Source organism: Pseudomonas sp. YNh, assembly GCF_037993085.1.
In the GTDB taxonomy this organism is placed as follows: Bacteria; Pseudomonadota; Gammaproteobacteria; order Pseudomonadales; family Pseudomonadaceae; genus Aquipseudomonas; species Aquipseudomonas putida.
In genome coordinates this window covers 137,639-159,352 of record NZ_JBBMRJ010000010.1, presented here as the reverse complement: position 1 = coordinate 159,352, position 21,714 = coordinate 137,639, and the positions used below count along the sequence as shown (strand labels likewise).

Genomic DNA, 21,714 nt, shown 5'->3' with positions numbered 1-21,714 from the left:
GGTACGCCAAATGTTGCAACCAAAGCGTACAAAATTCCGCAAGCAGATGACCGGCCACAACCGTGGTCTGGCACTGCGCGGTAGCAAAGTCAGCTTCGGCGAATTCGCCCTGAAAGCTGTTGCTCGCGGTCGCCTCACCGCTCGCCAGATCGAGTCCGCACGTCGTGCGCTGACCCGTCACGTTAAACGTGGCGGCAAGATCTGGATCCGTGTGTTCCCGGACAAGCCGATCTCCAAGAAGCCTCTCGAGGTTCGTATGGGTAAAGGTAAGGGCTCCGTGGAATACTGGGTTGCCCAGATCCAGCCAGGCAAAGTCCTGTACGAGATCGAGGGTGTTTCTGAAGAGCTGGCGCGCGAAGCTTTCGCCCTGGCTGCTGCAAAGCTGCCTCTCGCCACCTCCTTTGTTAAGCGGACGGTGATGTGATGAAAGCGAATGAACTTCGTGAAAAATCGGCACAGCAGCTGAACGAGCAACTGCTCGGCTTGCTGCGTGACCAGTTCAATCTGCGTATGCAGAAAGCAACTGGCCAGTTGGGGCAGTCGCACCTGCTCTCGCAAGTTAAGCGTGACATCGCTCGCGTGAAAACTGTGCTCAACCAGCAGGCAGGTAAGTGATCATGGCTGAAGCTGAAAAAACCGTCCGTACGCTGACTGGCCGTGTCGTCAGCGACAAAATGGACAAGACCATCACCGTTCTGATCGAGCGTCGCGTAAAGCACCCGATCTACGGTAAATACGTTAAGCGTTCGACTAAGCTGCACGCGCACGACGAAACCAACCAGTGCAAGATCGGCGACAAGGTTTCGATTACCGAAACCCGTCCGCTGGCCAAGACCAAGTCCTGGGCACTGGTTGAAGTCCTCGAACGCGCTGTTGAAGTCTAAGGGCTAGGGGTCGGAGAAATTTTATGATTCAGACTCAATCCATGCTCGATGTGGCCGATAACAGCGGCGCTCGTCGCGTCATGTGCATCAAGGTGCTCGGCGGCTCGCACCGTCGTTATGCCGGCATCGGTGACATCATCAAGGTTACTGTCAAGGAAGCAATTCCGCGCGGTAAGGTCAAAAAAGGCCAAGTGATGACCGCTGTTGTCGTGCGCACCCGTCACGGTGTTCGTCGCGCTGACGGTTCCATCATTCGTTTCGACGGCAACGCTGCTGTTCTGCTGAACAACAAGCAAGAGCCGATCGGCACTCGCATCTTCGGGCCAGTGACCCGTGAACTTCGTACTGAGAAGTTCATGAAGATCGTCTCGCTCGCCCCTGAAGTGCTGTAAGGAGATCCGACATGCAAAAGATTCGTCGTGACGACGAGATCATCGTGATCGCCGGCAAAGACAAAGGTAAGCGCGGTAAGGTGCTGAAGGTTCTCGCTGATGACCGTCTGGTCATCGGTGGTGTGAACCTGGTCAAGCGTCATACCAAGCCTAACCCGATGGCGGGCGTTCAGGGCGGTATCGTCGAGAAAGAAGCGCCTCTGCACGCTTCCAACGTTGCCATCTTCAACGGCGAAACCAACAAGGCTGACCGCGTTGGTTTCAAAGTAGAAGACGGTAAGAAAATTCGTGTCTTCAAGTCGACCCAAAAAGCGGTTGATGCTTGAACACTGCTAGGTAGAAGACCATGGCACGACTGAAAGAGATTTACCGGAACGAAATCGCTCCTAAGCTTAAGGAAGAACTTAAGCTGTCGAACGTGATGGAAGTTCCGCGCGTTACCAAAATCACCCTGAACATGGGTCTGGGCGAAGCGATCGGCGACAAGAAAGTCATCGAGCACGCAGTAGCTGACCTGGAAAAGATCACCGGTCAAAAGCCGGTCGTGACTTTCGCTCGCAAATCCATCGCTGGCTTCAAAGTCCGCGAAGGGTGGCCGATCGGTGTCAAGGTGACCCTGCGTAGCGACAAGATGTACGAATTCCTGGACCGCCTGCTGGCGATCTCCCTGCCTCGGGTTCGCGACTTCCGCGGCCTGAATGCCAAGTCCTTCGATGGCCGTGGCAACTACAGCATGGGCGTGAAAGAGCAGATCATCTTCCCGGAAATCGATTACGACAAGATCGATGCTCTGCGCGGTTTGGACATCACCCTGACCACCACTGCTCGTTCGGACGACGAAGGCCGCGCTCTGCTGCGTGCTTTCAAGTTCCCGTTCCGCAACTGATTGGAGTAGGAAAATGGCCAAGAAGAGCATGAAAAACCGTGAGCTGAAGCGTCAGCTGACGGTAGCCAAGTTCGCTAAGAAGCGTGCTGAGCTGAAAGCGACCATCGTCAACGTTAATGCCTCTCCAGAAGAGCGTTTCGCTGCCGTTGTCGCTCTGCAGAAGCAGCCACGTGACGCTAGCGCCTCGCGCCTGCGCAACCGTTGCCGCCTGACCGGTCGTCCTCACGGTGTATACCGTAAGTTCGGCCTGGGCCGTAACATGCTGCGTCAAGCTGCAATGCGCGGCGACGTACCAGGTCTGGTCAAGGCCTCCTGGTAATCGCTGTCGGTGTGATCCCGGTGGAAGGGGAGCAATCTTCCGACCGCCGGTGACCTCGCCAAGAAACAAGCCCCTATATGGGGCTTGTTTCGTTTCTGCCTTGTGTCTAGAATGACCGGCTCACCCGAGCCTGGGTTTTTTACCGAATCCGCTCAGGTGGTTGTCATAGCCGCAAGGCTAATAATTCTTGTATCAGGAGCATCTAGCCCATGAGTATGCAGGACCCGTTAGCGGACATGCTAACTCGCATCCGTAATGCCCAGATGGCTGAAAAGTCCGTCGTAAGCATGCCTTCTTCTACCCTGAAGGTCGCGGTTGCCAAAGTTCTGAAGGACGAAGGTTACATCGCTGGCTACCAGGTAACTGGTGAAGCCAAGCCTTCCCTGTCGATCGAACTGAAGTACTTCGAAGGCCGTCCGGTCATCGAGGAACTGAAGCGCTCCAGCCGTCCAGGCCTGCGCCAGTACAAGGCCGTCACCGATCTGCCGAAAGTACGTGGCGGTCTGGGCGTGTCTATTGTCTCCACCAACAAAGGTGTGATGACTGATCGCGCTGCGCGCGCTGCCGGTGTCGGCGGCGAAGTTCTGTGCACAGTGTTCTAAGGGGGGATAGACATGTCTCGCGTCGCTAAGAACCCCGTTAAGCTGCCGTCCGGTGTCGAAGTCAAATTCGCAGGTCAGCAGCTTTCGGTGAAGGGTGCCAAGGGCACTCTCGAACTGAACGTTCACTCGTCTGTTGAAGTTACCGAAGAGTCTGGTGAGCTGCGTTTCGTCGCTCGCAATGGTGACCAGCAAGCTCGTGCCATGGCCGGTACCACCCGCGCTCTGGTTAACAACATGGTCCAGGGCGTAAGCCAAGGCTTCGAGCGTAAGCTCCAGCTGGTCGGTGTTGGTTACAAGGCACAGGCTAAAGGCACCGTCCTGAACCTGGCCCTGGGCTTCTCTCACCCAGTGGACTACGAACTGCCAGCCGGTATCACCGCTGAAACGCCTAGCCAGACCGACATCCTGATCAAGGGTATCGACAAGCAGCTGGTAGGTCAGGTGGCCGCTGAAATCCGCGACTTCCGTCCGCCAGAGCCTTACAAAGGCAAAGGTGTGCGTTACGCGGACGAAGTAGTCCGTCGTAAAGAAGCCAAGAAGAAGTAGGGCCTAGTAAATGACCGACAAAAAAGTTATTCGACTGCGTCGCGCTCGCAAAGCACGTCTCAAGATGCACGAACTCGAAGTCGTGCGCCTGTGCGTGTTCCGCTCCTCGCAGCACATCTACGCCCAGGTCATTTCGGCCGACGGCAGCAAGGTTCTGGCAAGCGCCTCGACCTTGGACAAAGACCTGCGTGATGGCGCCACTGGCAACATCGACGCGGCCACTAAGGTTGGCAAGCTGGTAGCTGAGCGTGCGAAAGCCGCCGGTGTATCTCAAGTTGCCTTTGACCGTTCCGGCTTCAAGTACCATGGCCGCGTCAAAGCGCTGGCTGATGCTGCTCGTGAAGGCGGGCTGGAGTTCTAAGTTATGGCAAATAACGATCAAAAGCGCGACGAAGGCTACATCGAGAAGCTGGTTCAGGTTAACCGCGTTGCCAAGACCGTAAAAGGCGGCCGTATCTTCACCTTCACCGCGTTGACCGTGGTTGGTGATGGTAAAGGTCGTGTGGGCTTCGGCCGTGGCAAATCGCGCGAAGTACCTGCTGCGATTCAGAAAGCCATGGAAGCTGCTCGCCGCAACATGATCCAGGTAGACCTGAAGGGCACCACCCTGCAGTACGCCACCAAGGCTGCCCACGGCGCCTCGAAGGTTTACATGCAGCCTGCCTCGGAAGGTACCGGTATCATCGCTGGTGGCGCAATGCGTGCTGTCCTGGAAGTTGCTGGTGTTCAGAACGTTCTGGCCAAGTGCTACGGTTCGACCAACCCAGTGAACGTGGTTTACGCCACTTTCAAGGGTCTGAAAGCCATGCAATCTCCTGAATCCATTGCTGCCAAGCGCGGCAAGAGCGTCGAGGAGATCTTCTGATCATGGCAACCGTAAAAGTAACGCTGATCAAGAGCGTCTCGGGCCGTCTGCCTAACCACAAACTGTGTGTTAAGGGCCTGGGTCTGCGTCGCATCGGTCACACTGTAGAAGTCCTGGATACTCCCGAGAATCGCGGGATGATCAACAAGGCTTACTACATGCTGCGCGTCGAGGGTTAATCGATGAAACTCAATGATCTGAGTCCAGCGCCGGGTTCCCGTCGCGAGAAGCATCGTCCGGGTCGTGGTATCGGTAGCGGTCTGGGTAAGACCGGCGGCCGTGGCCACAAAGGTCAGACCTCCCGTTCGGGTGGTTCGATCGCTCCGGGCTTCGAAGGCGGTCAACAGCCGCTGCACCGTCGTCTGCCGAAATTCGGCTTCGTTTCCCTGAAAGCCATGGATCGCGCAGAAGTGCGTCTGTCCGAGCTGGCCAAAGTGGAAGGCGACGTGATCTCCGTGCAATCCTTGAAGGATGCCAACGTGATCAACCAGCACATTCAGCGTGTGAAAATCATGCTGTCTGGCGAAGTTACTCGCGCAGTCACCATCAAGGGCATCGCAGCCACCAAGGGTGCGCGTGCGGCTATCGAAGCAGCTGGCGGCAAATTCGAGGAATAAATGGCTAAGCAAGGTGCTCTCTCTTCGCTCGGTAAGGGCGGGATGTCGGAACTCTGGGCTCGTCTGCGCTTTCTGTTCATGGCGATCATCGTCTATCGGATAGGTGCGCATATCCCGGTTCCTGGCATCAATCCGGACCGTCTGGCGGATCTGTTTCGGCAGAATGAGGGGACCATTCTTAGCTTGTTCAACATGTTTTCCGGTGGCGCGCTTGAGCGCATGAGCATCTTTGCACTGGGGATCATGCCGTACATTTCGGCATCGATCATCATGCAGCTGATGACGGCGGTCAGCCCGCAACTGGAGCAGTTGAAGAAGGAAGGTGAAGCTGGCCGTCGCAAGATCAGCCAGTACACCCGCTACGGCACCGTTATCCTGGCACTGGTTCAAGCCATTGGCATGTCCATTGGCCTGGCCAACCAGGGCGTGGCGTTTTCTGCGGGCCTGGGCTTCCATGTCGTTGCCGTCTCCACTTTCGTGGCAGGCGCGATGTTCATGATGTGGCTGGGCGAGCAGATCACCGAGCGCGGTGTGGGCAACGGTATCTCGATGTTGATCTTCGCAGGTATCGTTGCCGGTCTTCCGAGAGCAATCGGGCAGTCTTTCGAGTCTGCACGCACAGGCGATATCAACATTTTCGCCCTGGTCGCAATCGGTTTGCTGGCAGTAGCGATTATCGGTTTTGTGGTGTTCATTGAGCGTGGTCAGCGTCGTATCGCCGTTCACTACGCCAAGCGTCAGCAGGGCCGTAAGGTCTTTGCTGCGCAGACCAGCCACTTGCCGCTGAAAGTGAACATGGCGGGGGTTATCCCGGCCATTTTCGCGAGCAGCATTTTGCTGTTCCCGGCTTCGCTGGGTGCCTGGTTCGGTCAGTCCGAAGGTATGGGCTGGCTGCAGGACATCTCGCAGTCGATCGCTCCTGGTCAGCCGTTGAACATTTTGCTGTTTAGTGCAGGGATCATTTTCTTCTGCTTCTTCTACACAGCGTTGATGTTCAATCCGAAAGACGTAGCGGAAAACCTGAAGAAGTCCGGTGCCTTTATTCCGGGTATCCGTCCTGGTGAGCAGTCTGCGCGCTACATTGATGGCGTTCTGACTCGTTTGACCATGTTCGGTGCTCTTTACATGATGGCCGTCTGCCTTCTGCCCCAGTTCCTGGTGGTGGCAGCAAATGTGCCGTTCTACCTTGGCGGGACCTCGTTGCTGATTGTGGTAGTGGTTGTGATGGACTTCATGTCCCAAGTACAATCGCACCTCGTTTCGCACCAGTACGAATCCCTGATGAAGAAAGCCAACCTGAAAGGCTACGGCGGCAGCGGTTTGCTGCGTTGATACGCCCCTAAGGTTCGAGGAGTCGGTAATGAAAGTTCGTGCATCGGTGAAAAAGCTGTGCCGTAACTGCAAGATCATCCGTCGCGAAGGCGTCGTTCGAGTGATCTGCAGCGCGGAACCGCGTCACAAACAGCGCCAAGGCTGAGTGTGATCTGCGCTTCAAACCCAGCAGCTAGTGTGCTGCTGGGTTGATTATTCGTTTCTACAGCGATATTATCTCGCGCCCTATTTCTTGGCTTCCGGGGCGTAGGTAGCTGTCAATTGGAGTCCCACTGAATGGCCCGTATTGCAGGCGTCAACATTCCAGATAACAAGCATACTGTTATCTCGCTGACCTACATCTATGGTGTCGGTCGCACAACTGCACAGAAGATTTGTGCAGACGCTGGTGTAAACCCAGCCGCTAAGATCAAGGATCTGAGCGACGAGCAAATCGAAACCCTGCGTGGCGAAGTTGCGAAGTTCACCACCGAAGGTGACCTGCGTCGTGACATCAACATGAAGATCAAGCGCTTGATGGACCTGGGTTGCTACCGCGGCCTGCGTCATCGTAAAGGTCTGCCGGTTCGCGGTCAGCGCACCAAGACCAACGCACGCACCCGTAAGGGCCCGCGTAAGCCGATCCGCAAGTAACCGCCCAGGAATATAGACATGGCAAAACCTGCTGCTCGTCCTCGTAAGAAAGTCAAAAAGACAGTGGTTGATGGCATCGCCCACATCCACGCTTCTTTCAACAACACCATCGTGACCATCACCGACCGTCAGGGCAATGCTTTGTCCTGGGCGACCTCCGGTGGTTCGGGTTTCCGTGGTTCGCGCAAATCCACTCCGTTCGCAGCCCAGATTGCTGCTGAACGTGCTGGTCAAGCTGCGCTGGAATACGGCCTGAAGAACCTCGACGTCAACGTCAAGGGTCCAGGTCCGGGTCGTGAATCCGCCGTTCGTGCACTGAACAGCTGCGGCTACAAGATCGCCAGCATCACCGACGTGACGCCAATCCCGCATAACGGGTGCCGTCCGCCGAAGAAGCGTCGCGTGTAATCAGGAGACAGAAGAATGGCACGTTACATTGGTCCAAAATGCAAACTGTCTCGTCGTGAAGGCACCGATCTGTTCCTGAAGAGCGGCGTTCGCGCTCTGGAATCGAAGTGCAACATCGAAGCAGCCCCAGGTATCCACGGCCAGCGCCGTGGCCGTCAGTCCGACTACGGTACCCAGCTGCGCGAGAAACAAAAAGTCCGTCGTATCTACGGTGTTCTGGAGCGTCAGTTCCGCGGTTACTACCAAGCTGCAGCCTCGAAAAAAGGCGCAACCGGTGAGAACCTGCTGCAACTGCTCGAGTGCCGTCTGGATAACGTCGTCTACCGTATGGGCTTCGGTTCGACTCGTTCCGAATCCCGTCAGCTGGTTTCGCACAAAGCGATCAGCGTCAACGGTAAGACTGTAAACATTCCATCCTACCAAGTTCGTCCGGGTGACGTGGTCGCGGTCCGCGAGAAGTCGCTGGCCCAGCTGCGCATTGTTCAAGCCCTTGAACTGTGCGCCCAGCGTGGCCGCGTTGAGTGGGTTGACGTGGATGCTGCTAAAAAGTCGGGCGTTTTCAAGAACGTTCCTGCTCGCAGCGACCTGTCTGCCGACATCAACGAAAACCTGATTGTCGAGCTCTACTCCAAGTAAGGGCTAGAAAATAGGTGCATCCATGCAGATTTCGGTAAATGAGTTCCTGACTCCCCGCCACATTGATGTGCAGGTAGTCAGTCCGACCCGCGCCAAGATTACGCTCGAGCCTCTCGAGCGTGGTTTCGGCCATACCCTGGGCAACGCGCTGCGCCGCATCCTGTTGTCCTCCATGCCTGGCTGTGCAGTAGTCGAGGCCGAGATCGATGGCGTACTCCACGAGTACTCCGCGATCGAAGGTGTACAGGAAGACGTAATTGAAATCCTGTTGAACCTGAAAGGCCTGGCTATCAAACTGCACGGTCGTGACGAAGTTACGCTGACCTTGTCGAAAAAGGGTTCGGGGGTGGTTACCGCTGCCGATATTCAGCTGGATCACGATGTCGAGATCGTCAACCCCGATCACGTAATCGCGAACCTGGCGTCGAACGGCGCCCTGAACATGAAGCTCACTGTAGCTCGTGGTCGCGGTTACGAGCCGGCTGACTCCCGTCAAACCGACGAAGACGAAAGCCGTAGCATTGGCCGTCTGCAGTTGGACGCTTCGTTCAGCCCGGTGCGTCGTATCGCCTATGTGGTCGAAAACGCCCGTGTTGAACAGCGTACCAACTTGGACAAGCTGGTCATTGATCTGGAAACCAACGGTACCCTGGATCCTGAAGAGGCTATCCGCCGCGCTGCGACCATCCTGCAACAGCAGTTGGCCGCGTTCGTCGACCTCAAAGGTGACAGTGAGCCCGTCGTAGTCGAGCAGGAAGACGAGATCGATCCGATCCTGCTGCGTCCGGTTGACGACCTGGAACTGACTGTACGTTCGGCCAACTGCCTCAAGGCGGAGAACATCTACTACATCGGCGACCTGATTCAGCGTACCGAAGTAGAGCTGTTGAAGACTCCTAACCTGGGCAAGAAGTCCCTGACTGAAATCAAGGACGTCCTGGCCTCTCGTGGTCTGTCTCTCGGCATGCGCCTCGACAACTGGCCGCCTGCAAGTCTTAAGAAAGACGACAAGGCGACCGCCTGATCGTCGTAATCACCGAACGTAGTGTTTGGTAAGGAATGAATCATGCGTCATCGTAAAAGTGGACGTCACCTGAGCCGTACCAGCTCTCACCGCAAGGCTATGTTCCAGAACATGGCAGTGTCGCTGATCGAGCACGAGCTGATCAAAACCACCCTGCCGAAAGCCAAGGAACTGCGCCGCGTTGCCGAGCCGCTGATCACCCTGGCCAAGGAAGACAGCGTTGCTAACCGTCGTCTGGCCTTCGACCGTACCCGTTCGAAGTCCGCTGTTGGCAAACTGTTCAACGACCTGGGCAAGCGCTACGCCACCCGTCAGGGCGGCTACCTGCGCATCCTGAAGTGCGGTTTCCGCGCTGGCGACAACGCGCCTATGGCGTACGTCGAGCTGGTTGATCGTCCGGTCGGCGGTGCTGTAGAAGCTGCTGAGTAAGACGTTCTGTCTGCTACAAAAAACCGGGCCTAGTGCCCGGTTTTTTGTGTCTGCCTGTATTGTTAATTTCTATTGATACAAGTCATGTAATGAATTTGTCCCTGTGACCTTGCTCGTCAATACTCTCTCCAAGCCGATTAGCCGGCGCTTGAAGACCGATAAGGAGAGCCCATGAGCAAGATTCTTACCACCGCCAGCGGTGCACCAGTAGCCGACAACCAGAACTCCCGTTCCGCCGGCCCGCGTGGCCCGCTGTTGCTCGAGGACTTCCACCTGATCGAGAAGCTCGCACATTTCAACCGCGAGAACATTCCTGAGCGCCGCGTACACGCCAAAGGCTCGGGCGCCTATGGCACCTTTACCGTCAACCGCGATATAACCCACTACACCAGCGCAAAGCTGTTTGAGCAGATCGGCAAGCAAACAGATACCTTCCTGCGGTTCTCCACTGTTGGCGGTGAACGTGGCTCTGCAGATACCGAGCGAGATCCTCGTGGCTTTGCCGTCAAGTTCTACACCGAGGAAGGCAACTGGGACATCGTGGGTAACAACACGCCAGTGTTCTTCATTCGCGACCCGCTGAAGTTTCCGGACTTTATCCACACCCAGAAGCGCCATCCGCAATCCAACCTGAAGAACGCCCAGATGATGTGGGATTTCTGGTCGCACTCGCCCGAGGCGCTGCACCAGGTCACCATCCTGTTCTCGGACCGTGGTATTCCGGACGGCTATCGCCATATGCACGGCTTCGGCAGCCACACGTACAGCTTGATCAACGCCAAGGACGAGCGTACCTGGGTCAAATGGCATTTCAAGACCCAGCAAGGTATCAAGAACCTCGCGCCGGCAGATGCTGCACGCCTGGCGGGTACTGACCCGGACTACGCCCAGCGCGACCTGTTCGAAGCCATTGAACGTGGCGACTACCCGCGTTGGACCGTATGCATTCAGGTCATGAGCGAAGCCGAGGCAGCCAGCCGCTACGAGAACCCCTTCGACGTCACCAAGACCTGGTCGCAGAAGGATTATCCGTTGATAGAGGTGGGCGTGCTGGAGCTCAACCGTAATCCGCTCAACTACTTCGCCGAAGTCGAGCAGGCTGCGTTCGGGCCGAGCAACATGGTGCCAGGGGTTGGCCTGTCGCCGGACCGCATGCTGCAGGGCCGTGTATTCGCTTACGCAGACGCACACCGCTACCGTGTGGGCACCAACCACCAGCACTTGCCGGTGAATGCCCCACGCTGCGCAGTCAACAGCTACCAGCGCGACGGCTCCATGGCCACTGGCAGTTACGGCAGTGCACCGAACTACGAGCCCAACAGCTACGCTGAGGCACCGAAGCAGTCGCCACGCCATGCTGAACCCGCGCTGGCCCTGAACGGTTCGGCAGACCGTTACGATCACCGTGAGGACACCGACTACTTCAGTCACGCCGGCGCGTTGTTCCGCCTGATGAGCGATGAGCAGAAGGCACTGCTGATCAGCAACATTGCCGGCACCATGGCAGGTGTCAGCGAAGACGTGATCCAGCGCCAGTTGCAGTACTTCTTCAAGGCTGACCCGGCCTATGGCGAAGGGATTGCCAAGGCGTTGGGCATCAACCTGGCCTGACTCTAAGTGATAAGCAGAACCGCCCTCATTTGGGCGGTTTTTCAATGAATATCACTACTGTTTAACCGATTTTTTGCTTCTGATTGCGGGTTTTTCAGTGACCGCAGGCAAAAGCTGGTTCACACTATGTGGCATAGACGTTTTCACATGGAGAACCAGGGCGATGCAAGGCCACCCAGATGTAATCAACTACCTCGTCACGCTGCTGAAGGGCGAACTGGCGGCACGCGACCAGTACTTCATTCATTCGCGCATGTACGAAGACTGGGGCCTGTCCAAGCTCTACGAACGCATCAACCACGAGATGGAAGAAGAGACGCAGCACGCCGATGCCCTGATGCGTCGCATCCTCATGCTCGAAGGCACCCCCGACATGCGTGCGGACGACCTTGAGGTCGGCAGCACCGTGCCGGAGATGATCGAGGCTGACCTCAAGCTCGAGTACAAAGTGCGTGGCGCCCTGTGCAAAGGCATCGAGCTGTGTGAGCTGCACAAGGACTACGTGAGCCGTGACATCCTCCGTGCGCAATTGGCGGATACCGAAGAAGATCACACCTACTGGCTGGAGAAGCAGCAAGGGTTGATCAAGGCCATTGGCCTGGAAAACTACCTGCAGTCGCAGATGTAAGTTACCCACAACTCAAAAAAGCCCCTGGCACCAACGGTACCTGGGGCTTTTTCATTGCAGTCGCAACACTCAGGCCCGATCCCGCTCCAGCAGCGGTTTCAGGTAATGCCCGGTATACGATTGTTTCATCCCGCTCAGCTCTTCAGGTGTACCGCAGGCAATGATCTGGCCACCTTTGGAGCCACCCTCCGGCCCCAGGTCTACCAACCAGTCGGCGGTCTTGATCACATCCAGGTTGTGCTCGATCACCACCACGGTGTTGCCGTGGTCGCGCAGGCGATGAAGGACGTCCAGCAGCTGCTGGATATCAGCAAAGTGCAGGCCTGTGGTCGGTTCATCGAGGATGTACAGGGTCTTGCCGGTATCGCGCTTGGATAGCTCGCGTGACAGCTTTACCCGCTGCGCTTCACCGCCAGACAGTGTGGTCGCCGACTGCCCCAGCTTGATGTACGAAAGCCCCACATCCATCAGCGTTTGCAGCTTGCGCGCCAGCGCCGGTACCGCGTCGAAGAACTCGCGGGCATCCTCGATGGTCATTTCCAGCACCTCGTGGATGTTCTTGCCCTTGTACTTGATCTCCAGGGTTTCGCGGTTGTAGCGCTTGCTCTTGCACACGTCGCACGGCACGTAGATGTCTGGCAGGAAGTGCATCTCCACCTTGATCAGGCCGTCCCCCTGGCAAGCCTCGCAGCGGCCACCCTTGACGTTGAACGAGAAGCGCCCGGGGCCGTAGCCGCGTGAGCGCGATTCCGGCACGCCGGAGAACAGCTCGCGGATCGGCGTGAAGATGCCGGTGTAGGTCGCCGGGTTCGAGCGCGGGGTGCGGCCGATCGGGCTCTGGTCGATATCCACCACCTTGTCCAGGTGCTGCAAGCCGTCCATGCTGCTGTACGGGGCCGCCTCCAGGGTGCTTGCTCCATTGAGGGCAGTGGCTGCCAGCGGGAACAGGGTGTTGTTGATCAGCGTCGACTTGCCCGAGCCGGATACCCCGGTTACACAGGTCAGCAGCCCGATCGGGACTTCCAGGTCGACGTTCTGCAGGTTGTTGCCGCGCGCGCCTTTGAGCTTTAGCTGCAGCTTCTTGTTGCGCGGTGTGCGCTTGGCTGGCACGACAATCTTCTTGCGCCCGGACAGGTACTTGCCGGTCAGCGAGTCAGGGTGGTCCATGACCTCCTGCGGCGTGCCCTCGGCGACGATCTGGCCGCCGTGCACCCCGGCACCCGGGCCAATGTCGACCACGTAGTCGGCCAGGCGAATGGCGTCCTCGTCATGCTCCACCACAATCACCGTGTTACCCAGGTCGCGCAGGTGGTTGAGGGTGGCCAGCAGGCGGTCGTTGTCGCGTTGATGAAGGCCGATGGACGGTTCATCGAGGATGTACATCACCCCGACCAGGCCGGCGCCGATCTGGCTGGCCAGACGAATACGCTGCGCTTCGCCACCGGACAGGGTATCGGCGCTGCGGTCGAGGGTGAGGTAGTCGAGGCCGACGTTGACCAGGAACTGCAAGCGTTCGCAGATTTCCTTGAGAATTTTTGAGGCAATCTCGCCGCGGCGGCCGGTGAGGGTCAGCTCGCCGAAATAGTTGCTGGCTTCACCGATCGGCAGGTTGGTCACCGCTGGCAGGGTCTTTTCGCCAACCCATACATGCCGCGCCTCGCGGCGCAGGCGGGTGCCGCGGCAATCCGGGCAGGGCTGGGTGCCGAGGAACTTCGCCAGCTCTTCACGCACAGTGGCCGATTCGGTCTCGCGGTAGCGGCGCTCAAGGTTTGGCACGATGCCTTCGAACGGGTGCGAGCGCTTGACGATGTCGCCACGGTCGTTGAGGTACTTGAAGTCGACAGTCTGCTTGCCACTGCCTTGCAGGATGACCTTCTGGTGCTCGGCCGACAGCTCGCCGAACGGTTCTTCCAGGCTGAAGCCGTAATGCGCGGCCAGCGAGCCAAGCATCTGGAAATAGTACACGTTGCGCCGGTCCCAGCCACGGATCGCGCCTTCGGCCAAGGTGAGTTCGGCATTGACCAGGCGCTTGGTGTCGAAGAACTGTTTGACCCCCAGGCCATCACAGGTCGGGCAGGCGCCAGCCGGGTTGTTGAAGGAGAACAGCTTCGGTTCCAGCTCGCTGATGGCATGGCCGCAGACCGGGCAGGCGAAGCGGGCGGAGAAAATCATCTCTTCGCCTTCTTCGTCGTCCATTGGCGCTACCAGGGCGATGCCGTCAGCCAGCTTGAGTGCGGTCTCGAACGATTCGGCCAGGCGCTGCTGCAGGTCGGCGCGGACCTTGAAGCGGTCCACTACCACATCGATGCTGTGCTTCTTCTGCTTGTCCAGCTTCGGCAGTTCATCAAGCTCGTAAAGCTTGCCGTTTACCCGTGCGCGGACGAAGCCCTGTGCGCGCAGCTCGTCGAACACCGCCAGGTGCTCACCCTTGCGCTCGCGCACCACCGGTGCCAGCAGCATCAGCTTGCTGCCTTCCGGGCGCTCCAGCACCAGGTCGACCATCTGGCTGATCGTTTGCGCCTCCAGCGGGATATCGTGGTCCGGGCAACGAGGGGTGCCGACGCGGGCATAGAGCAGCCGCAGGTAGTCGTAGATTTCGGTGATGGTGCCAACCGTGGAGCGTGGGTTGTGCGAGGTCGATTTCTGCTCGATGGAAATGGCCGGCGACAGGCCTTCGATGGTGTCGACGTCGGGCTTTTCCATCATCGACAGGAACTGCCGGGCGTAGGCCGACAGCGACTCCACGTAGCGGCGCTGGCCTTCGGCGTACAAGGTATCGAACGCCAGGGACGACTTGCCGGAACCGGACAGGCCGGTGATCACGATCAGCTTGTCCCGGGGCAGGGTCAGGTCGATGTTCTTCAGGTTGTGGGTACGTGCCCCACGAATCAGGATCTTGTCCACTGCGGCCTCGCTTGGCGGGCATAAACAAGGAAGTATACGGCGCGCCAGTATGACGCGGCAAAGCGTCGCGTAGATGCCGTCAAGCTGTCGGACTGATAGAATCGCCGCCGGTTCACACGAGGTTAATCCATGCACGACACCCACAACGAGCGCATGAGTGGCGGCGAAACCCGCGCCGCTGGCGGCCTTGCCCTGGTCTTTGCCTTTCGTATGCTGGGCATGTTCATGGTCTTGCCGGTGCTGGCCACCTACGGCATGGACCTGGCCGGCGCCACGCCAGCGCTGATCGGCCTGGCCATCGGTGCCTATGGCCTGACCCAGGCGGTATTGCAGATCCCGTTCGGCATGATTTCCGACCGCATCGGCCGTCGGCCGGTGATTTACCTGGGGCTGGTGATCTTTGCCTTGGGCAGCGTGCTGGCGGCCCAGGCCGATTCCATCTGGGGGGTGATCGCCGGGCGTATCCTGCAGGGCGCGGGGGCGATTTCTGCCGCAGTCATGGCGCTGCTGTCCGACCTCACTCGCGAGCAACACCGGACCAAGGCCATGGCCATGATCGGCATGAGCATCGGCCTGTCGTTCGCGGTCGCCATGGTCGTCGGCCCATTGCTGACAAGTGCCTTTGGTTTGTCAGGATTGTTCCTGGCCACGGCGGGTCTTGCCCTGGTCGGCATCCTCTTGGTCGCGTTTGTCGTGCCCAACTCGCACAGCATCCTGCAGCACCGCGAGTCGGGTGTAGCGCGCCAGGCCATCGGCCCGACCCTGCGCCATCCGGACCTTCTGCGCCTGGACGTGGGCATTTTTGTGCTGCACGCCATTCTCATGGCCAGCTTCGTCGCATTGCCACTGGCCTTCGTCGAGCGCGGGGGCCTGCCCAAAGAGCAACACTGGTGGGTGTACCTGACCGCGTTGTTCATCTCATTTTTTGCAATGGTCCCGTTCATCATCTACGGCGAAAAGAAGCGCAAGATGAAACGTGTGTTGGCCGGTGCGGTCAGTGTCCTGCTGCTGACAGAGATATACTTCTGGGAGTGGGCTGACGGTTTGCGCGGACTGGTGATTGGCACCGTGGTATTCTTTACCGCATTCAACCTGCTGGAGGCTTCGCTGCCTTCGCTGGTCAGCAAGGTGTCGCCTGCCGGTGGCAAGGGGACGGCAATGGGGGTTTATTCCACTAGCCAGTTCCTTGGCGCTGCCTTGGGAGGAATCCTCGGTGGCTGGTTGTTCCAGCACGGCGGGCTGAACATGGTGTTCCTCGGTTGTGCGGTACTGTGTGCCATCTGGCTGGTCGTCGCGCTTCGCATGAACGAGCCGCCCTATGTGACCAGCCTGCGCATGCCGCTGACGCCAGAGGCAGTCCGGGAAGCCGGCCTGACCGAGCGCCTGATGGCCGTGCCGGGTGTGACCGACGCCGTTGTGGTGGCTGAAGAAGCCGCCATCTATATCAAACTGGATACGAAAATTTTGGACCGTACGACCCTCGAGCGCCTGGTTAACCCGGCCTCTTCGGCGTGCGAAGCCTAGGAGAACGTTATGGCCCGTGGGGTTAACAAAGTCATTCTGGTCGGCACCTGTGGCCAGGATCCCGAAGTCCGCTACCTGCCCAACGGTAACGCCGTGACCAACCTGAGCCTGGCCACCAGCGAGCAGTGGACCGACAAACAGTCGGGCCAGAAGGTCGAGCGTACCGAGTGGCACCGTGTGTCGCTGTTCGGCAAGGTTGCCGAAATTGCCGGCGAGTACCTGCGCAAGGGTTCGCAGTGCTACATCGAAGGCAAGCTGCAGACCCGCGAGTGGGAAAAAGACGGTATCAAGCGCTACACCACCGAGATCATCGTCGACATCAACGGCACCATGCAGCTGCTTGGCGGCCGTCCGCAAGGCCAGCAGCAAGGCGGCGACCCGTACAACCAGGGTGGCGGCAACTACAACCAGGGTGGCGGCCAGCAGCAACAGTACAACCAGGCACCGCCTCGCCAGCAGGCCCAGCGTCCGCAACAGGCCCCTCAGCGCCCAGCGCCCCAGCAGCCTGCACCGCAGCCGGCCGCTGACTTCGACAGCTTCGATGACGATATTCCGTTCTAATTACCACCAGAGACCTTTTTGTTAGGTTTCTCCCCAAAGCCCCCGCCATGCGGGGGCTTTGTCGTTTTGGTGCCGTAAAAAAATTCTTGACGCTATTTCTCAACAATCCTACCTTGAATTTACGTTAGAAATTCGAGGTGAACATGGAGTTAGCGATCAGACGCTTTAAGGGGGAGGCAGGAGAGAGGTTTTCGATCCTGGTCGATGAGTCCGGCATGCCTCTCTACTACCCCGCGCTCTACGCTACCGCCGAACTCAGGGGAGCATCTCTGTCGATCAACACCATCCATAGCGCTCTGCATGCGATCAAGGCGATCTACGCTTGGCAGGAATACTACGGCATCGATTTGGAATCGCGCTTTAAGCGAAGCGAGCTGCTTCAGGCCCATGAAGTCCATTCATTGAGGGACTTCATGCAGAAACCCATGGATAGCATGCTGCCCGAAGTAGAAACGGTGGTAGCGATCAATCGTCAGGTCAAGAGGGTGTCTAAGGATACTCAGTACAACCGTATGACCATCGGTGCAGAGTATCTGGGGTTTCTCGCCGGGAGGCTGCTACCGACGACTTCGAACAGCGCCAAAGAAATCGCTGCCATGGTCTCTCAGGTCAAGGCTAATCGTCCTAAATTTGGCGACAAGACCGAAAAGGATCGTTCGGCTGCCACCTTGGATGACAACGTACTTGATGCGCTTGAGGAGATGCTTGCTCCAGGTAATCTGTCAAACCCGGTAGCGGATATCGGCTTGCAGTATAGAAACGCACTGATGTTCATCATCCTTCGCGTGACCGGGATGCGGCGCGGGGAATTACTGAATCTGAAAATTGAAGACTTCGATTTCGCTAGGAATACGGTCAAGGTTGTGCGTCGGGCTGACTCTGGTGGTGATCCGAGGACTTATCAACCGCTTACAAAGACGAAGGAACGAACTATTCCACTGATTCCTGAGTTGATGGATAAGATTCACAGCTACGTCACCAAGTATCGAAATGGAGTGCCGGGAGCTCGTAAGCATGGATATCTCTTTGTCGTTCACCGTCCTGGTAGAACTTTAGGGTGGCCTCTCTCAAATTCGGGCTTCGGTAAGTTTATTGAAATGGTATCCGGCCTGATTGATGACACTACTGGATTGCATGCTCATGCTCTTCGTCATCAGTGGAACTACGTTTTCTCGAAGAAGTGCGAAGCTAGTGGTTGGACGCCTGAGAAGATAGAGAAAATGCGATCTTATATCATGGGTTGGAGTGAGACCTCCGGCACTGCTCAGACATATAACAAGAAATATGTCAGAGAGGCTGCTGATAAGGCTGTGGTGGCTATGCAAGAAAAATATTTGAGGGCAGATTCTAATGGTCGCTGATGAGAGCCAGGCACTTGCGCAGGTAGTCGTTGTTGAGAGTCAGGAACCCGTAAAATATCAGCGGCAAGCTTTTCTCTCGAAAGATGGTTACGAAGTTTCTATTTATTCAGGCTATTGGCGGTTGAATAAAGACACTGCGTTTAACTTTGAAATTCCTGTTTGGATAGGCGATGATCTCGATGATTCATTTCGTCAGATTCTTGCGTTTTATGGTGAGACTTGTTCGGCTCAATATGTCGCTAGTATCTATGGTCGCTTCAGGAACTACATGGGGAATACGGCTGGCGGAATTCTCTTTAGCCCAGAGTCGCTGATTTCCTACCGGGATGCGTTAGGTAAGAAAAATGAGTGGCAACTTAGTTCAATGCGAGCCTTTATTAGGACTTGGATTGCTCTCGGGTATTCAGGGATTCCTTCTGAAACACTTTCAATGCTTGAGAAGTGGCGAATCAAAGGAAACGAAAAGGGCTATGCAGTTCAATCTATGTGCCCAGAAAGTGGCCCTTTCACTGACATTGAGATGAATGGAATTGTAGCCGGTGTGCTCGACTCCTATGCGAGGGGAACACTGGGGCTGCGAGATGCGTGCTATGCAATGACTCTTGCCATGACTGGTCGTCGCCCAATTCAGTTGGTCTCATTGAAGGTGAAGGATTTGGTTGTCGTAGGGGGGAAGTATTATATCAACTTCCCTCGCGGCAAGCAGAAGCATGCGGAGTTTCGCTCCGAATTTAAAAAATTTGAGATTGTTGAAGACCTCTGGGTTCTTCTCCAGTCTCAAGCCAATGCTGTGAAACTGATTTTTGAAGAGCGGCTTGGCGAAGAGCTTTCAGTAGACCTTGTTGGTGAGTTACCACTTTTTCACTCGCTCCACAGGTACGACGCTTCAGAGAAGCTGAAGTCTCAATTGGAAGGTGACTTCTTGCACGCCAGAGTGCTGGAAGTTAACGAGACGATGAGATCTGTGAAAAAGGTCATCAACGTCGTCAGTGAACGTACAGGGGCGATTACGCACTTGAATGCCTATCGCTTCCGTTACACCTTGGGCACAAACCTAGCTCGCGAGGGTAAAGGTGAATACATAATCGCAGAGGCGCTTGATCACTCAGATATTCAGAATGCTGGTGTTTATGTGAAGAACATACCCGACATCGTGAAGCGCATCGATAAAGCTGTTGCTTTGCAATTGGCTCCGATTGCACAAGCCTTCCTGGGTGTAGTTGTCGTAGACGAGACAAAGGCTCGCCGTGGCAGTGATCCTTGCAGCCGCGTGTGCAGTGCCGGTGGGAACGTCGGCACATGTGGTAGTTACGGTTTTTGCGGGGCTCTCGCACCGATTGCCTGTTACACCTGCGCTCACTTTCAGCCCTGGCTGGACGGCCCACATGAGCTTGTATTGGATGATCTAATTCGTGAGCGCGACAACGTCTGCGGTGCCACTGGCGATCTGAAAATCGCCTCTGTCAATGACCGGCTCATTCTTGCCGTGAGCAATGTCGTCACTCGGTGCAACGCTATGAAGAGAGACCTTTTGAATGTCTAACGTCTTCCTATTTGTACCCAAGGCTGAGCTCACCAGCCGGAAAAAATTGGAGGAGTTCATTCTCATGTGCCGTGACCGGCTCACCGTGTTTGGTGATGACCTAGATTGGTACAGTCACGCTTGGCCAGGTGTCGGTAACTTCACCAAAAAAGGCGCTCCAGCTCGCGGGTACACACAAGAACAATTGCTGGATCAAGAAATCATTCCCTTCGCGAAAGCGTTTGTTCGATATCAGCAAGGTCACAACCCGAGCAAGCTTAAGAATGAGTTCAAAGCCATCAGGTGTATTGAGGCTGCACTCTTGGAAATCAAAGGCCGCGCTGACATCACTCTGACTGACATCAGCGTTTTGAACGAGGCAGTGCAGGTCGCACGCTCCTATGAAGCCACGGCATATCAGGCGGGTATCAGTCTGGTGAGGCTTGTCGAATTTCTGAATGAAAGTGGCATCGTTCAAACGCCAATCATTTGGAAAAATCCGATCAAGAAGCCATTGGAGATTCACCGCACTGACGCAGCGGGCAAAGAGCGACGCCAGGCGAAAATGCCCGAAAACTACTTGCTCGACTCGATGGCGGAGATTTTTGGCAACGATCTACTTGGCGCACGAGATCGCTTCACTTCATCGATATTTGCTCTATGCATGTGCGCGCCGTCGAGGATCACGGAGGTACAGGATCTCCCAGTTAACTGTTTGTATCGGGCAGCCGACAGTGAAGGAACGATGCGCCTTGGGCTGAGATATTATGGCGGCAAAGGGTTCGAGTCCGATATCAAATGGCTTCCTACTCCAATGGAGCAGGTCGCTGAAGAGGCCGTGCGCCGCCTTACAGAAATGTCCGAACCAGGTCGCAAACTCGCGAAATGGTTGGAGACCAACCCAGCAGAATTCTACCGCCATGAAAACTGCCCGGATGTAGGTGAAGATCAGCCACTCACAAATGAGCAGGCCTGCTTGGCTATGGGGTTTGATCCTGGTGAAAGGCCTTCAGATGCAACCTTCCGGTTGAAGAGTGGCATGAAGTCATACAAGCCCATTTCAGCCTTCTATGCCGAGAACGGGTACGTGACGCTGCGGCTCCTAAACGACTACATGCATAGCAAGCTTCCCAAGGGGTGGCCGTGGTTGAATGAAGAGCGGCACATCAAATATTCTGAAGCACTGTGCTGTTTCCGACAGAACGAACTCCGCATGGATATGCCACCTCGACCGATCATCGTATGGGCACCAGGTAAAAGTACGTTCACAACTGACATCAACTACATCAGCGGTCAGGAACACAGCATCTGGGAGCGCAACGGCTACAAAAACCCGGACGGTAGTCCTATCTCGATGTCGTCACACCAGATTCGCCACTACCTAAACACTTTGGCTCAGCGCGGTGCGATGGGGCAGTTGGACGTTGCGAAATGGTCGGCTCGAGCGAATATCCATCAGAACGCTACCTACAACCATATGACTGACGACGAGCACGTTGAGATGGCTCGGGAGGTTGGGGTTGGGGTCGCATTGACCAAGATCCGAGAAAACTCTCCAGTCACGCTGGCGGATCTCGACGCTGCAGGTGAGGGAATCGCTCACATCACTATTTTTGGCTTCTGTGTGCATGATTATTCGATGCTGCCATGCCAGAAGCACCGGGATTGCCTCAACTGCACAGAGCAAGTCTGTGTGAAAGGCGATGACAGCAAGCTTCAACGGCTCAAGAGCCATCGTGACGCGATTCGTGCTCAACTCGCAAAGGCGCAGGCCGCAAACCAAGACGGTATCTATGGGGCTGATCGCTGGAGCCAGCATCAGATCAAGACCCTGGAGCGGGCTGATCAACTAATCCAAATCCTTGAAGCGAAAGACACTCCAGACGGCACGATCATCCGCCTTAGCAATGACCAGGAGTTCAGCCCACTGAAGCGCGCCATTGCTGCCCGTTCAACAGCGCCGAGTTTGCCTGCGCCGAAAAAGGACGAGCCGGATATGGATGAACTCCGCGCTCTGATGGGGATGTAGT

The 21,714-nt window shown here is 56.6% G+C and carries 28 protein-coding genes; 27 read left to right on the top strand and 1 reads right to left on the bottom strand.

The genetic code is table 11. The features are described 5' to 3' along the window. Window positions 1-10: 10 nt before the first annotated feature. The 22 genes from rplP to bfr all read left to right on the top strand — a co-directional run bounded on the left by rplP (window position 11) and on the right by bfr (window position 11,812). Window positions 11-424, top strand: a complete 414-nt coding sequence (gene rplP, locus WF331_RS13265; RefSeq protein ID WP_003255479.1) for a 50S ribosomal protein L16 — start codon at window positions 11-13, stop codon at window positions 422-424. After that, a complete protein-coding gene (gene rpmC / locus WF331_RS13260; RefSeq protein ID WP_002555481.1) occupies window positions 424-615 on the top strand; it encodes a 50S ribosomal protein L29 in 192 nt (63 codons plus the stop codon). The genes rplP and rpmC overlap by 1 nt, the downstream gene beginning before the upstream one ends. 2 nt (window positions 616-617) lie before the next feature. Beyond that, window positions 618-884, top strand: a complete 267-nt coding sequence (gene rpsQ, locus WF331_RS13255) for a 30S ribosomal protein S17 (RefSeq protein ID WP_023534981.1) — start codon at window positions 618-620, stop codon at window positions 882-884. A gap of 23 nt (window positions 885-907) precedes the next feature. Then, window positions 908-1,276, top strand: coding sequence for a 50S ribosomal protein L14 (gene rplN / locus WF331_RS13250; RefSeq protein WP_002555479.1), 369 nt, complete (start codon window positions 908-910; stop codon window positions 1,274-1,276). An 11-nt stretch (window positions 1,277-1,287) separates the two neighbouring features. Further along, a complete protein-coding gene (gene rplX / locus WF331_RS13245; protein WP_003255476.1) occupies window positions 1,288-1,602 on the top strand; it encodes a 50S ribosomal protein L24 in 315 nt (104 codons plus the stop codon). A 20-nt stretch (window positions 1,603-1,622) separates the two neighbouring features. Continuing rightward, complete coding sequence (gene rplE, locus WF331_RS13240; RefSeq protein ID WP_003255474.1) at window positions 1,623-2,162, top strand: 50S ribosomal protein L5; 540 nt, start codon at window positions 1,623-1,625, stop codon at window positions 2,160-2,162. A gap of 13 nt (window positions 2,163-2,175) precedes the next feature. Beyond that, window positions 2,176-2,481 carry a 30S ribosomal protein S14 gene (gene rpsN, locus WF331_RS13235; RefSeq protein ID WP_009681970.1) on the top strand — a complete coding sequence of 102 codons (306 nt, stop codon included), beginning with the start codon at window positions 2,176-2,178 and terminating at the stop codon, window positions 2,479-2,481. Between the two features lie 209 nt (window positions 2,482-2,690). Continuing rightward, window positions 2,691-3,083, top strand: a complete 393-nt coding sequence (rpsH, locus tag WF331_RS13230; RefSeq protein ID WP_003255471.1) for a 30S ribosomal protein S8 — start codon at window positions 2,691-2,693, stop codon at window positions 3,081-3,083. Window positions 3,084-3,095: 12 nt separating this feature from the next. Continuing rightward, entirely contained in the window at window positions 3,096-3,629 is a 534-nt protein-coding gene (rplF, locus tag WF331_RS13225; protein WP_003255469.1) for a 50S ribosomal protein L6, read from the top strand. Between the two features lie 10 nt (window positions 3,630-3,639). Beyond that, a complete protein-coding gene (gene rplR, locus WF331_RS13220; protein WP_003255467.1) occupies window positions 3,640-3,990 on the top strand; it encodes a 50S ribosomal protein L18 in 351 nt (116 codons plus the stop codon). 3 nt (window positions 3,991-3,993) lie between these two features. Beyond that, a complete protein-coding gene (gene rpsE, locus WF331_RS13215; protein ID WP_003255465.1) occupies window positions 3,994-4,494 on the top strand; it encodes a 30S ribosomal protein S5 in 501 nt (166 codons plus the stop codon). Between the two features lie 2 nt (window positions 4,495-4,496). Next, the gene (rpmD, locus tag WF331_RS13210; protein WP_016497744.1) at window positions 4,497-4,673 is read left to right on the top strand and encodes a 50S ribosomal protein L30; all 177 of its coding nucleotides are present in this window, start codon (window positions 4,497-4,499) and stop codon (window positions 4,671-4,673) included. Between the two features lie 3 nt (window positions 4,674-4,676). Continuing rightward, a complete protein-coding gene (gene rplO, locus WF331_RS13205; protein ID WP_003255461.1) occupies window positions 4,677-5,111 on the top strand; it encodes a 50S ribosomal protein L15 in 435 nt (144 codons plus the stop codon). Further along, window positions 5,112-6,443 carry a preprotein translocase subunit SecY gene (gene secY / locus WF331_RS13200; RefSeq protein WP_003255459.1) on the top strand — a complete coding sequence of 444 codons (1,332 nt, stop codon included), beginning with the start codon at window positions 5,112-5,114 and terminating at the stop codon, window positions 6,441-6,443. A gap of 28 nt (window positions 6,444-6,471) precedes the next feature. Then, window positions 6,472-6,588 carry a 50S ribosomal protein L36 gene (gene rpmJ / locus WF331_RS13195; RefSeq protein WP_002555468.1) on the top strand — a complete coding sequence of 39 codons (117 nt, stop codon included), beginning with the start codon at window positions 6,472-6,474 and terminating at the stop codon, window positions 6,586-6,588. Between the two features lie 131 nt (window positions 6,589-6,719). Further along, the gene (rpsM, locus tag WF331_RS13190) at window positions 6,720-7,076 is read left to right on the top strand and encodes a 30S ribosomal protein S13 (RefSeq protein ID WP_003255457.1); all 357 of its coding nucleotides are present in this window, start codon (window positions 6,720-6,722) and stop codon (window positions 7,074-7,076) included. Between the two features lie 18 nt (window positions 7,077-7,094). Beyond that, window positions 7,095-7,484, top strand: coding sequence for a 30S ribosomal protein S11 (rpsK, locus tag WF331_RS13185; RefSeq protein ID WP_003255454.1), 390 nt, complete (start codon window positions 7,095-7,097; stop codon window positions 7,482-7,484). A gap of 15 nt (window positions 7,485-7,499) precedes the next feature. Then, window positions 7,500-8,120 (top strand): 30S ribosomal protein S4, encoded by a 621-nt coding sequence (rpsD, locus tag WF331_RS13180; protein WP_012270238.1) that lies wholly within the window; start codon window positions 7,500-7,502, stop codon window positions 8,118-8,120. 22 nt (window positions 8,121-8,142) lie between these two features. Beyond that, complete coding sequence (locus WF331_RS13175; protein ID WP_003255452.1) at window positions 8,143-9,144, top strand: DNA-directed RNA polymerase subunit alpha; 1,002 nt, start codon at window positions 8,143-8,145, stop codon at window positions 9,142-9,144. A 42-nt stretch (window positions 9,145-9,186) separates the two neighbouring features. Next, the gene (gene rplQ, locus WF331_RS13170) at window positions 9,187-9,573 is read left to right on the top strand and encodes a 50S ribosomal protein L17 (RefSeq protein ID WP_003255451.1); all 387 of its coding nucleotides are present in this window, start codon (window positions 9,187-9,189) and stop codon (window positions 9,571-9,573) included. Between the two features lie 171 nt (window positions 9,574-9,744). Beyond that, the gene (locus tag WF331_RS13165; protein WP_340622991.1) at window positions 9,745-11,184 is read left to right on the top strand and encodes a catalase; all 1,440 of its coding nucleotides are present in this window, start codon (window positions 9,745-9,747) and stop codon (window positions 11,182-11,184) included. A gap of 163 nt (window positions 11,185-11,347) precedes the next feature. Then, window positions 11,348-11,812 (top strand): bacterioferritin, encoded by a 465-nt coding sequence (gene bfr, locus WF331_RS13160; RefSeq protein WP_003255449.1) that lies wholly within the window; start codon window positions 11,348-11,350, stop codon window positions 11,810-11,812. A gap of 69 nt (window positions 11,813-11,881) precedes the next feature. Here the strand turns inward: bfr and uvrA are convergent, their stop codons facing one another. Beyond that, window positions 11,882-14,716 (bottom strand): excinuclease ABC subunit UvrA, encoded by a 2,835-nt coding sequence (gene uvrA, locus WF331_RS13155; RefSeq protein WP_241799887.1) that lies wholly within the window; start codon window positions 14,714-14,716, stop codon window positions 11,882-11,884. A 129-nt stretch (window positions 14,717-14,845) separates the two neighbouring features. Here uvrA and WF331_RS13150 point away from each other — a divergent pair, with 129 nt between their 5' ends. The 5 genes from WF331_RS13150 to WF331_RS13130 all read left to right on the top strand — a co-directional run bounded on the left by WF331_RS13150 (window position 14,846) and on the right by WF331_RS13130 (window position 21,713). After that, window positions 14,846-16,240: an MFS transporter gene (locus WF331_RS13150; RefSeq protein ID WP_016497748.1), complete on the top strand. Its 1,395-nt coding sequence runs from the start codon at window positions 14,846-14,848 to the stop codon at window positions 16,238-16,240. A gap of 9 nt (window positions 16,241-16,249) precedes the next feature. After that, window positions 16,250-16,801: a single-stranded DNA-binding protein gene (locus WF331_RS13145; protein WP_016497749.1), complete on the top strand. Its 552-nt coding sequence runs from the start codon at window positions 16,250-16,252 to the stop codon at window positions 16,799-16,801. Between the two features lie 143 nt (window positions 16,802-16,944). Further along, window positions 16,945-18,162: a site-specific integrase gene (locus tag WF331_RS13140; protein ID WP_181098065.1), complete on the top strand. Its 1,218-nt coding sequence runs from the start codon at window positions 16,945-16,947 to the stop codon at window positions 18,160-18,162. Then, window positions 18,152-19,705 (top strand): site-specific integrase, encoded by a 1,554-nt coding sequence (locus tag WF331_RS13135; protein WP_340622990.1) that lies wholly within the window; start codon window positions 18,152-18,154, stop codon window positions 19,703-19,705. The genes WF331_RS13140 and WF331_RS13135 overlap by 11 nt, the downstream gene beginning before the upstream one ends. After that, window positions 19,698-21,713, top strand: a complete 2,016-nt coding sequence (locus WF331_RS13130) for an integrase (protein ID WP_181098067.1) — start codon at window positions 19,698-19,700, stop codon at window positions 21,711-21,713. Before WF331_RS13135 ends, WF331_RS13130 begins: the two co-directional genes overlap by 8 nt. The last annotated feature ends 1 nt before the right edge of the window (window position 21,714 follow it).

What these genes read in the sequence shown, in the direction of transcription:
- rplE (WP_003255474.1), top strand. Translation starts at nt 1,623, where the DNA reads ATGGCACGACTGAAAGAGATTTACCGGAACGAAATCGCTCCTAAGCTT.
- WF331_RS13150 (WP_016497748.1), top strand. Translation starts at nt 14,846, where the DNA reads ATGCACGACACCCACAACGAGCGCATGAGTGGCGGCGAAACCCGCGCC.
- rpsM (WP_003255457.1), top strand. Translation starts at nt 6,720, where the DNA reads ATGGCCCGTATTGCAGGCGTCAACATTCCAGATAACAAGCATACTGTT.
- WF331_RS13130 (WP_181098067.1), top strand. Translation starts at nt 19,698, where the DNA reads ATGTCTAACGTCTTCCTATTTGTACCCAAGGCTGAGCTCACCAGCCGG.
- WF331_RS13145 (WP_016497749.1), top strand. Translation starts at nt 16,250, where the DNA reads ATGGCCCGTGGGGTTAACAAAGTCATTCTGGTCGGCACCTGTGGCCAG.
- rpsD (WP_012270238.1), top strand. Translation starts at nt 7,500, where the DNA reads ATGGCACGTTACATTGGTCCAAAATGCAAACTGTCTCGTCGTGAAGGC.
- rpmJ (WP_002555468.1), top strand. Translation starts at nt 6,472, where the DNA reads ATGAAAGTTCGTGCATCGGTGAAAAAGCTGTGCCGTAACTGCAAGATC.
- bfr (WP_003255449.1), top strand. Translation starts at nt 11,348, where the DNA reads ATGCAAGGCCACCCAGATGTAATCAACTACCTCGTCACGCTGCTGAAG.
- rpsE (WP_003255465.1), top strand. Translation starts at nt 3,994, where the DNA reads ATGGCAAATAACGATCAAAAGCGCGACGAAGGCTACATCGAGAAGCTG.
- rpsQ (WP_023534981.1), top strand. Translation starts at nt 618, where the DNA reads ATGGCTGAAGCTGAAAAAACCGTCCGTACGCTGACTGGCCGTGTCGTC.
- rplR (WP_003255467.1), top strand. Translation starts at nt 3,640, where the DNA reads ATGACCGACAAAAAAGTTATTCGACTGCGTCGCGCTCGCAAAGCACGT.
- rpsH (WP_003255471.1), top strand. Translation starts at nt 2,691, where the DNA reads ATGAGTATGCAGGACCCGTTAGCGGACATGCTAACTCGCATCCGTAAT.
- rplX (WP_003255476.1), top strand. Translation starts at nt 1,288, where the DNA reads ATGCAAAAGATTCGTCGTGACGACGAGATCATCGTGATCGCCGGCAAA.
- rpsK (WP_003255454.1), top strand. Translation starts at nt 7,095, where the DNA reads ATGGCAAAACCTGCTGCTCGTCCTCGTAAGAAAGTCAAAAAGACAGTG.
- secY (WP_003255459.1), top strand. Translation starts at nt 5,112, where the DNA reads ATGGCTAAGCAAGGTGCTCTCTCTTCGCTCGGTAAGGGCGGGATGTCG.
- rplO (WP_003255461.1), top strand. Translation starts at nt 4,677, where the DNA reads ATGAAACTCAATGATCTGAGTCCAGCGCCGGGTTCCCGTCGCGAGAAG.
- rplN (WP_002555479.1), top strand. Translation starts at nt 908, where the DNA reads ATGATTCAGACTCAATCCATGCTCGATGTGGCCGATAACAGCGGCGCT.
- rplF (WP_003255469.1), top strand. Translation starts at nt 3,096, where the DNA reads ATGTCTCGCGTCGCTAAGAACCCCGTTAAGCTGCCGTCCGGTGTCGAA.
- rplP (WP_003255479.1), top strand. Translation starts at nt 11, where the DNA reads ATGTTGCAACCAAAGCGTACAAAATTCCGCAAGCAGATGACCGGCCAC.
- WF331_RS13135 (WP_340622990.1), top strand. Translation starts at nt 18,152, where the DNA reads ATGGTCGCTGATGAGAGCCAGGCACTTGCGCAGGTAGTCGTTGTTGAG.
- rpmC (WP_002555481.1), top strand. Translation starts at nt 424, where the DNA reads ATGAAAGCGAATGAACTTCGTGAAAAATCGGCACAGCAGCTGAACGAG.
- WF331_RS13140 (WP_181098065.1), top strand. Translation starts at nt 16,945, where the DNA reads ATGGAGTTAGCGATCAGACGCTTTAAGGGGGAGGCAGGAGAGAGGTTT.
- rpmD (WP_016497744.1), top strand. Translation starts at nt 4,497, where the DNA reads ATGGCAACCGTAAAAGTAACGCTGATCAAGAGCGTCTCGGGCCGTCTG.
- WF331_RS13175 (WP_003255452.1), top strand. Translation starts at nt 8,143, where the DNA reads ATGCAGATTTCGGTAAATGAGTTCCTGACTCCCCGCCACATTGATGTG.
- WF331_RS13165 (WP_340622991.1), top strand. Translation starts at nt 9,745, where the DNA reads ATGAGCAAGATTCTTACCACCGCCAGCGGTGCACCAGTAGCCGACAAC.
- rplQ (WP_003255451.1), top strand. Translation starts at nt 9,187, where the DNA reads ATGCGTCATCGTAAAAGTGGACGTCACCTGAGCCGTACCAGCTCTCAC.
- rpsN (WP_009681970.1), top strand. Translation starts at nt 2,176, where the DNA reads ATGGCCAAGAAGAGCATGAAAAACCGTGAGCTGAAGCGTCAGCTGACG.